Annotated in this window: 7 protein-coding genes; all 7 read right to left on the bottom strand. The window is 37.5% G+C overall.

Annotated features, from left to right (window positions below; all coding sequences use genetic code 11):
• The 7 genes from ACQQ2I_RS00035 to dnaA all read right to left on the bottom strand — a co-directional run bounded on the left by ACQQ2I_RS00035 (position 1) and on the right by dnaA (position 10,000).
• Positions 1-1,092, bottom strand: a complete 1,092-nt coding sequence (locus ACQQ2I_RS00035; RefSeq protein ID WP_431028534.1) for an HD-GYP domain-containing protein — start codon at positions 1,090-1,092, stop codon at positions 1-3.
• A 262-nt stretch (positions 1,093-1,354) separates the two neighbouring features.
• Positions 1,355-3,841 carry a DNA gyrase subunit A gene (gyrA, locus tag ACQQ2I_RS00030; protein ID WP_431028533.1) on the bottom strand — a complete coding sequence of 829 codons (2,487 nt, stop codon included), beginning with the start codon at positions 3,839-3,841 and terminating at the stop codon, positions 1,355-1,357.
• Between the two features lie 24 nt (positions 3,842-3,865).
• A complete protein-coding gene (gene gyrB / locus ACQQ2I_RS00025; protein WP_431028532.1) occupies positions 3,866-5,791 on the bottom strand; it encodes a DNA topoisomerase (ATP-hydrolyzing) subunit B in 1,926 nt (641 codons plus the stop codon).
• A gap of 62 nt (positions 5,792-5,853) precedes the next feature.
• Positions 5,854-6,969, bottom strand: coding sequence for a DNA replication/repair protein RecF (gene recF / locus ACQQ2I_RS00020; protein WP_431028531.1), 1,116 nt, complete (start codon positions 6,967-6,969; stop codon positions 5,854-5,856).
• Between the two features lie 2 nt (positions 6,970-6,971).
• On the bottom strand, positions 6,972-7,196 hold the full coding sequence (gene yaaA, locus ACQQ2I_RS00015) for a S4 domain-containing protein YaaA (protein ID WP_431028530.1): 225 nt from the start codon (positions 7,194-7,196) through the stop codon (positions 6,972-6,974).
• A 154-nt stretch (positions 7,197-7,350) separates the two neighbouring features.
• On the bottom strand, positions 7,351-8,487 hold the full coding sequence (dnaN, locus tag ACQQ2I_RS00010) for a DNA polymerase III subunit beta (RefSeq protein ID WP_431030562.1): 1,137 nt from the start codon (positions 8,485-8,487) through the stop codon (positions 7,351-7,353).
• 169 nt (positions 8,488-8,656) lie between these two features.
• Positions 8,657-10,000 (bottom strand): chromosomal replication initiator protein DnaA, encoded by a 1,344-nt coding sequence (gene dnaA / locus ACQQ2I_RS00005; protein WP_431028529.1) that lies wholly within the window; start codon positions 9,998-10,000, stop codon positions 8,657-8,659.

Raw genomic sequence — 10,000 nt, 5'->3', positions numbered from 1 at the left:
TCAACCTTTAGTAATTATACGTGAAATATGGAAATTACGAATAGTCGATAAGTCAATAATCTCACCTGTATTTATTAATTTTACTAGCGGTCTTGTCAGTGCATATCGATTAATGAACATTACTTCTGCATATTCTAAATTTGATAACTCTACCTGTGTTCCAATCGGTAAATCGGCGATGATATCAATTAATGCTTGGACAACTTTAATATCAAACTTTCCGAACTCTTCTTCTTTAATCATTTCAATGACTTTAAAAGGTGATTGTTTTGAGCGATATAAGCGTTCACTTGTCATCGCATGGAAAACGTCTGCTACTGCAATAATTTGCGAATAAATAGTGATGACCGATCCTCTTTCTCCTTTTGGATACCCACTTCCATCCAAACGTTCATGGTGTTGAAAAATTGCTTCTTTCATATCCTTTTTTAAAGCTGTTAAGCCTTTTACCATCTGATAGCTATATTCGGGATGTTTACGTATTTCTACAAATTCATCTGGTGTTAACGATGTTTTCTTTTCACGAATACGGGTTGGAATCTTTGCCATTCCACAGTCAGCTAACATACCTGCAATAGCCATTTGAATTGCGGTTCCGCGATCATACCCCAGTTTTTGTGTAATCACACCTGCAATTAAACCTGTTGCCACACAATGATGATATAGATAATCTTTCACATTTGAATAACTATTTAAATCAAATATATAAGATCTTTTTTCTAGTACACCTTCAATTAACGGAATCATGACATTCCGAACTTTTGTAATATCAACACGTGCCCCTGCTTGCCAATTTTTAAATTCTTTATTTAGATAAGCAACTGCCTCTTTGTAAAAACGTTCAAATGGTGTTACTGTCGGTACAGGTACTTCTATAATTACTTCTATTTCTTCATCATCCTTAGCAAGGATTTCTTCCCGCCCTTTAAATACAAGCACTCTATTTATATGAAATGCTTTAAAAACATGAAGATGCTCGTGATTAATTTTAGTATTTTTTAAAATTATCGGATATTGTGTATTAGCAAAAATATCTTCAGCTACAACTTTCCCTAATCTTAATTCTGATATATTCACATATGTAGCTTCCAACGTTAAAACCACCTTTAACAAAAAAGTTTTCTTTCATTGTATCGAAGTATGTAAACAAATGTAAGAACTAATTTATATTTTGCATTATATATTGAAAAAGAAGGGGGTGTCCAGAAAGTAAAAACTTTCTGGACACCCCTTTACTCCTTAATAATTACACATTAAGAAATATTGCTCCTGCGGTGGTCACATCAAAATGCCACCATCCTCGTCGCAAGGTGCCGTCTCAAAATGTCTTTTCAGACGGTCCCTTCTCTCACTATTATTCAGCTGTTGCTTCGGATGCTTCTAAATCTTCTATATCAACTGCATCTTCAGTATCTTCTTTTTCTACTTTTGCAACGGTAGCCACTAACTCATCTTCTCCAAGACGAATTAAACGAACACCTTGCGTATTTCGACCAATGACAGAAATATCATTTACATCCATACGAATTAACATACCATTAATTGTAATGAGCATAACATCTTCTGAACCATCAATTGTCTTAACCGCACACATCGGTCCGTTCTTTTCTGTCACTTGGATTGTTTTAATCCCTACACCACCGCGACTTTGTAAACGGTATTCAGATTCAGATGTACGTTTTCCATAACCTTTTTCTGTTACAACTAGAATCTCTTGGCCTTCTTCTAAAATTTCCATACCCACTACATAATCGCCATCGCGTAATTTAATACCACGGACGCCTGCAGCTGTACGGCCCATCGAACGAATATCATCCTCTTTGAAGCGAACTAGCATCCCATCATGTGTACCAATCACCACTTGTTTATGTCCATCTGTTAAACGAACTGAGATTAAATCATCCTCTTCATGTAAACTAATAGCAATTAGACCATTTGTACGGATATTCGCGAATTGCGACACTGGTGTACGTTTTGTAATACCTGTCTTCGTTGTAAAAATGAAGTATGCATCTTTATCAAATGATTCTACACGAATCATGGCTGTGACGTGCTCATTTTTTTCGATATTTAACAGATTAACGATTGGTAACCCTTTCGCTGTACGTCCAAATTCAGGGATTTCGTAACCTTTTGCTTTAAATGCACGACCCTTTGAAGTAAAGAATAAGATTGTATCATGTGTAGAAGTGGATAGTAGATGCTCTACAAAATCATCTTCGTTTGTTCCCATTCCTTGTACACCACGACCCCCACGCTTCTGACTACGATATGTGTTCGCTGCTAGACGTTTAATATAGCCATTATGTGTTAATGTCACAACAGAGTTTTCACGTGGAATTAAATCTTCATCTTCAATCGTTTCTAAACCGCCAGAAGTAATTTCTGTACGACGCTTATCATTGAATCGTTCTTTAATTTCTGTTAACTCATTACGAATAATTTCTACGACTCTCGCCTCATCTGCTAAAATCGCTTTTAATTCTGCAATTAGCACTTGTAATTCTTGATATTCAGCTTCGATTTTCTCACGCTCTAATCCACTCAAACGCACTAAACGCATATCTAAAATTGCTTGTGCTTGTCGCTCTGTTAAATTGAAACGCTCCATTAGCACAGGTTTAGCCTCATCCCCACTACGGGAACTACGGATAATGTTAATAATCTCATCAATATGATCCAGTGCAATACGTAAACCCTCTAAAATATGAGCACGATCTTCTGCTTTACGAAGTTCAAACGCTGTACGACGCGTAATGACAATCTTTTGATGTTCTAAGTAATGATATAACATCTCTTTTAAACTAAGTACTTTTGGTTGGCCATCTACTAAAGCCAGCATATTAATACCAAAGCTTGATTGCATCGCCGTTTGTTTAAATAAGTTATTTAAGACAACATTGGCATTGGCATCACGGCGAATTTCAATTACAACACGCATACCACGACGGTCTGATTCGTCACGTAAATGCGTGATACCATCGATTTTTTTATCACGAACAAGCTCGGCAATTTTCTCAATTAGCTTCGCCTTATTTACTTGGTAAGGTAACTCATGAATTAAAATCGTTTCTTTCCCGCTCGATGTTTGTTCAATTTCAACTTTCGCACGAATGATAATCGAGCCGCGCCCTGTTTCATACGCACGACGAATACCAGAACGGCCTAAAATAATGCCCCCTGTTGGGAAATCTGGTCCTGGCATAATCTCCATTAATTCTTCTGTTGTAATGGCTGGATTTTCTGAAACAGCTAATACGGCATCGATTGTTTCACCTAATTGATGTGGTGGAATATTGGTTGCCATACCAACGGCAATCCCTGCAGCACCATTGACTAGAAGGTTTGGATAACGAGCCGGTAATACTTTTGGTTCATTTTCACTACCATCATAGTTCGGTTCATAATCAATCGTATCTTTGTTAATGTCACGTAGCATTTCCATCGCGATTTTTGACATACGTGACTCTGTATAACGCATTGCCGCAGCACCATCGCCATCAATAGAACCAAAGTTACCATGACCATCCACTAACATATAGCGATAGCTAAAATCTTGCGCCATACGTACCATTGCCTCGTAAATAGAAGAGTCCCCATGTGGGTGGAATTTACCCATGACGTCCCCGACAATACGTGCACTCTTTTTATACGGTTTATCTGCTGTGTTTCCTAGTTCCTGCATACCGAATAAAATACGACGATGTACAGGTTTTAAACCGTCACGTACATCCGGTAATGCACGTGAAACAATTACACTCATCGCATAACTTAAAAATGATGTTTTAATTTCAGTTGTAATATTTCTTGACTCAATGTTTCCATGCTGAATATCAGACAAAATAAGGACCTCCTTCCAATTGCACTAAATATCCAAGTCTTGCACGTATACTGCATTTTCCTCAATAAAATCACGACGAGGTGCAACTTCATCGCCCATTAAATGATCGAAAATTTTATCAGCTTCAATTGCATCATCAAGCTCTACTCGAATTAATGTACGGTGCTCTGGATCCATCGTTGTATCCCAAAGTTGTTCTGCATTCATCTCACCAAGACCTTTGTAACGTTGTACATTCGGTTTTGGCATTTTCGGTAAACGTGCTAAAATCTCTTCTAATTCTTTATCTGAATAACAGTATTCTACATGTTTTCCTTGCTTCACTTGATAAAGTGGTGGCTTCGCAGCGTACACATAACCGGCTTCGATTAATGGGCGCATAAAGCGGAAGAAGAATGTTAATAGTAATACACGAATATGCGCACCATCGACATCGGCATCCGTCATAATAACGATTTTATGATAGCGTGCTTTTTCTAAATTGAATTCTTCTCCAATACCTGTGCCAAACGCTGTAATCATTGCACGAATTTCAGCATTAGAAAGAATCTTATCTAAACGCGCTTTCTCCACATTTAAAATCTTACCGCGTAGTGGCAAAATGGCTTGGAAGTGACGATCACGACCAGATTTTGCTGAACCACCTGCAGAGTCACCTTCTACAATATAAATTTCACATTCTGCCGGATTGGTTGATGAGCAGTCCGCTAGTTTCCCTGGCAAGCTTGATACTTCAAGCGCTGATTTCCGACGTGTAAATTCACGTGCTTTTTTCGCTGCAACACGTGCACGTGCCGCCATTGTTCCTTTTTCAACAACTTGACGTGCAACAGAAGGGTTTTCAAGCATAAAGCGTTCAAACCCTTCTGCAAATAGCTGGTTCGTAATTTGACTGACTTCAGAGTTACCTAACTTTGTTTTAGTCTGCCCTTCAAATTGTGGATCAGGATGTTTTACAGAAACAATAGCGGTTAACCCTTCCCGAACATCTTCCCCTGTTAAATTAGCCTCGTTATCTTTAATTAAGTTAGCTTTACGTGCGTAGTCATTAATAACACGTGTTAGCGCTGTTTTAAAGCCCGATTCGTGTGTACCGCCTTCATATGTGTTGATATTGTTTGCAAAAGACATAATAGTTGATGAGAAGCCTGCATTGTACTGCATCGCTATTTCAACTGAAATACCGTCTTTTTCACCTGAAACATCAATCGGATCATGAATAGGCTCTTTATTTGCATTTAAATGTTCTACATAAGAGCGAATACCACCTTCGTAGTAGAATACATTTTCACGTACTTCTGTTTCTCGCTCGTCACGAATGATAATACGAATACCTCGATTTAAGTAGGCTAATTCGCGACAACGTGTTGCTAAAATATCGTATTCATACGCTGTTGTTTCACGGAAAATTTCACTGTCAGCTTTAAAGCGCGTTATTGTACCTGTTTCTTCCGCATCCCCAATAATGGCTAACGGTTGTACTGTTTGACCGCGCTCAAATTTAATTGCATGAATATGTCCATCACGTTTTACATATACTTCTGTAGCAATAGATAAAGCATTTACAACAGATGCCCCTACACCATGTAAACCACCTGATACTTTATATCCGCCGCCGCCAAATTTACCACCGGCATGCAGTACTGTCATAATAACTTCAACAGCTGGTAAGCCCATTTTTTCTTGCACGCTTACAGGAATTCCTCGGCCATTATCCTCAACGCGAATCCAGTTATCCGGCTCAATTGCTACAGTAATATCTGTACAAAACCCTGCTAATGCTTCATCAATACTATTATCAACAATTTCCCATACAAGATGATGCAAGCCTTTTGAACTCGTTGAACCAATGTACATACCTGGACGCTTTCGTACCGCTTCTAAGCCCTCTAATACTTGTATTTGGTCAGCATCATAATTTTGCTGTACTTTATTTTCCTCTAAAGCCACCTTGTCCACCTACTCTTTCGTAACTTCAGTATGCCTCTATATAAATAACATTAAGCCTTATGTTATTGTTCGATCGTTCCTTGTTTCACATGGAACATTTTTGCGTTTTGAATTGTTTCATGGTGAATCCCATCTACACTTGTCGTTGTAACAAATGTTTGTACTTCACCTTGAATTGTATTTAATAAATGTGATTGACGATAATCGTCCAACTCTGATAATACGTCGTCCAATAGTAAAATGGGCGCTTCTTTTGTTTCTTGCTTAATCAATTCAATTTCAGCTAACTTAAGTGATAGTGCCGTGGTTCTTTGTTGCCCTTGCGAACCGTACACTTGTACGTCATAGTCATTTACAAAAAATTGTAAATCATCTCTATGCGGACCTACTAATGTTACACCACGTTCAATTTCCCTTTTTTTTGCCTCTGCCATTTTCTCTTCAAGATGTGCTGCCATCTTTTCAACAGACCACTCTGCGTCCATACCACTTACCGCTCGATACTTAATTATAAGCTTTTCTTTCCCTTGTGAAATCCCTGCATGAATAGGTTCAGCCCAAGCTTGTAATAGCTCCATAAACTCATAACGCTTGCGGATAATCTTCACAGCAGCTTGAATATATTGTTCTGTATAAACGTCAAACATCACATCATTTACGAGTGCCGTACGCCCTTGGTTTGTCTTTAATAAATGATTACGCTGTTTTAGAATTTTTTGGAAAGTTAATAAATCATGTAAATACACCGGCGAGATTTGCCCAATTTCCATATCGATAAAACGACGTCGTATTTGCGGGCTTCCTTTTACAACATTTAAATCTTCAGGAGCAAACATCACAACATTCATCTGCCCAACGTATTCACTAAGGCGCGATTGTTCGATATGATTGACCTTCCCTTTTTTTCCCTTTTTAGATACAGTTAATTGTATCGGAATACTGCCATAACGTTTCTGTACAACACCTTCTATTTTACCATAGTCTCGTTCCCAACGTATTAATTCTTTATCGTTCGATGTACGGTGAGATTTTGCCATTGCGAGTACATAAATTGATTCCATCACATTTGTTTTACCCTGTGCATTTTCACCGATGAAGACATTAATCTTTGGAGAAAATTCAAGAGCAAGTGACTCATAATTTCGATAGTTAGTTAGCTGTAAACGCTCAATATTCATTATTAGTCTCCAATTTCATTCACAATACGGAAACGACCTATGCCTGGAATGTTCACAACATCTCCGTCACGCAATTTACGTCCACGGCGATCGTCTACTTCACCATTCACATACACAGCATTTTCTGATAAAAACCACTTAGCCATTCCGCCAGAACTAATTGCATCTGTTATTTTTAATAGCTGGCCTAGTGTTATAAACTCTGTATCAATTATGATGTCCTTCAAAATAATTCATCCTCCGGTTAACAAGCTTTATCCTTTTATCATACCAAAAAAGTGTTTAAGAAGTAAAAGAGAGTTGCTTCAATTCGTTTTTGAAGCAACTCTCTTCTCTTTACTTAACTCTAAAATAAATAACTAATAAAACATCGTCATGTGTTTAATATGTGCGTACAGGTAAGATTAATTGGAGAATAGAATCATCATGAACAGCACGTAAAATGAATGGACGCATTGCACCAGTAAATTGAATGATTACATCTTGCCCATCAATGGCTTTTAATGCTTCCATCATGTATTTTGCGCTAAATGAAATTTTTAACGTATCTCCTTCAAGTGATTCTACTTGTATTTGTTCTTGTACTTTCCCAATTTCAGGAGAATTCGATGAAATTTCAATTGCATTTCCTTCTAACGTTTCCAGACGAACAACGTTGTTGCGATCTTCACGTGCTAAAAGGGATGCACGATCAATAGCTTGTAATAATGCTTTCCCGTTAATCGTGACATTTGTTTGATAGCTCTCAGGTATTAAACGTGATGTATCAGGGTAATTCCCTTCTAGTAAACGTGAAAAGAACAACATGTTATCCGCTTTAAAAAGAACTTGTTGATTAGTCATAACAATTTGTACAGGGTTTGTAGAATCTTCTAAAATTTTGTTTAATTCATTTAAACTTTTACCTGGGATAACTACACTAGATACCCCTGAAGGTAATTGCTCTAATTTTGTTTTTCGGCGCGCTAAACGATGACTATCTGTTGCAACACACACTAATTCGCCGTCTTGGATATTCCAATTTACCCCTGTTAATACAGGTCTACTCTCTGATGTTGCGACAGCAAAAACTGTTTCTCGAATAATTGATTTTAACAAATCTGCAGGAATTGTAAAGCGTTCTGCTGCTGAGATCTCTGGTAATAGTGGATATTCAATTGCATCTTGTCCAATTAAATGGAACTCTGACTTACCAGAGCGAATATACGTAGCAAAGCCATTTGTTACTTCAATTTCAACATCGTTAGTTGGCAATTTACGGACGATTTCATTGAACATACGTGCTTGTAATACAATAGAGCCTGTTGTTGTAATCGTCATAATTTGTTCGCCGTTTTCTTCAGCTGGAATAAATGTCTGGATTGTAATATCTTGATCGCTACCTGTTAAACTAACTCCTTCGTTTGTTACATCGATTTTAATACCTGTCAAAATAGGCACAGTTGTTTTTGAGCTAACGGCTTTCATTACATCATTCAAACCTGCTAATAAATAATCGCGCATAATCTCAAATTTCATCATTTTTACCTCGCTTATATAATTATTTATTATTTAAAAGATTAATAGATATAGTAATAGGTCCTGTGGATTTGTGGATAAGTATGTTTTAAAGGCATAAAATCAGTCTATCCACATGTAGATAGACTGTGCATAACTTAGTTGAAAAATACATATTTTATCCACAACATTACTTACCTAGCATATTGCGAATTTGTTTAATATCTTGCTGTAATTGTTGATCGGTTTTAAGCAGTGAAGCAATTTTTTCATGAGCATGAATGACGGTTGTATGATCACGCCCACCAAATTCTTCCCCAATTTTAGGCAATGAAAAATCAGTGAGTTCACGCGATAAGTACATGGCTACTTGCCGTGGAAAAGCGATTGATTTTGTACGTTTCTTTGCTGAAAAATCTTCTAAACGAATATTATAATGCTCTCCTACAGCATTTTGAATATCTAAAATCGAAATCATGCGCGGTTTTGCATTTGGCATAATATCTTTTAATGCAGCAGCAGCAAGTTCCGGCGTCACTTCCTCATGTACTAAAGAAGAGTAAGCAACGACCCGTATTAAAGCCCCTTCTAATTCACGAATATTGGAATCAATTTGATTTGCTATATATAGCATTACTTCATTTGGAATATCAAGCCCATCTGCTTTGGCCTTTTTACGCAAAATGGCGATACGTGTTTCTAAATCAGGTGGGGCAATGTCTGTAATGAGTCCCCATTCAAAGCGTGAACGTAAGCGATCCTCCAATGTCGGAATTTCTTTTGGTGGACGGTCACTTGATATAACAATTTGTTTAGATTCCTCATGTAATGTATTAAATGTATGGAAAAATTCTTCTTGTGTAGATTCTTTACCGGCTAAAAATTGGATATCGTCTATTAACAGTACGTCAACATTGCGGTATTTATTACGAAAATCGATCGCTTTATTGTCACGTATGGAGTTAATAAATTCATTTGTAAATTTTTCAGATGATAAATACACTACTTTGGCATTCGGATTTTGTTCTAATACGTAATGACCGATTGCGTGCATTAAGTGCGTTTTTCCAAGCCCTACGCCTCCATAAATGAAAAAAGGGTTATAGGCTTTGGCGGGTGCTTCAGCAACAGCTAGTGAAGCAGCGTGTGCAAATCGATTCCCTGATCCAATAACGAATGTATCAAACGTGTATTTCGGATTAAGCATTCCTGGCGAAATATCATGTTGATCGTTTGACTTTCCTTGAATTTTTGGTGCTGGGAGCTCGAAATCTTCAGTCCCCCGATCTTTTTGAACAACGAATTTGATGAGCAAGTCTTCCCCTGTAAGTTCCGTTAAAATGCCTGTAATCAAGTGAACATAGTGATTTTCCAACCAGTCGCGTGCAAATGAATTTGGAGCTGCAATGGTCACGTTAGATCCCTTATAGGAAAGAAGTTTAGTTGATTTAAGCCATGTTTCGAAGCTTGGTTTTGAAATCTTTTGTTCGACTTGCGCTAGGACGTTATTCCATAATTGCTCTAAATGTTCCAA

It is taken from the genome of Lysinibacillus sp. LZ02, from assembly GCF_050613145.1.
Classification (GTDB): Bacteria; Bacillota; Bacilli; order Bacillales_A; family Planococcaceae; genus Lysinibacillus_B.
The sequence above is the reverse complement of the archived record's forward strand: the minus strand, read 5'-3'. Positions and strand labels throughout refer to the sequence as shown.

Excerpts from the sequence above, each read along its gene's own strand:
- recF (WP_431028531.1), bottom strand. The coding sequence starts at position 6,969 with ATGAATATTGAGCGTTTACAGCTAACTAACTATCGAAATTATGAGTCA.
- dnaN (WP_431030562.1), bottom strand. The coding sequence starts at position 8,487 with ATGAAATTTGAGATTATGCGCGATTATTTATTAGCAGGTTTGAATGAT.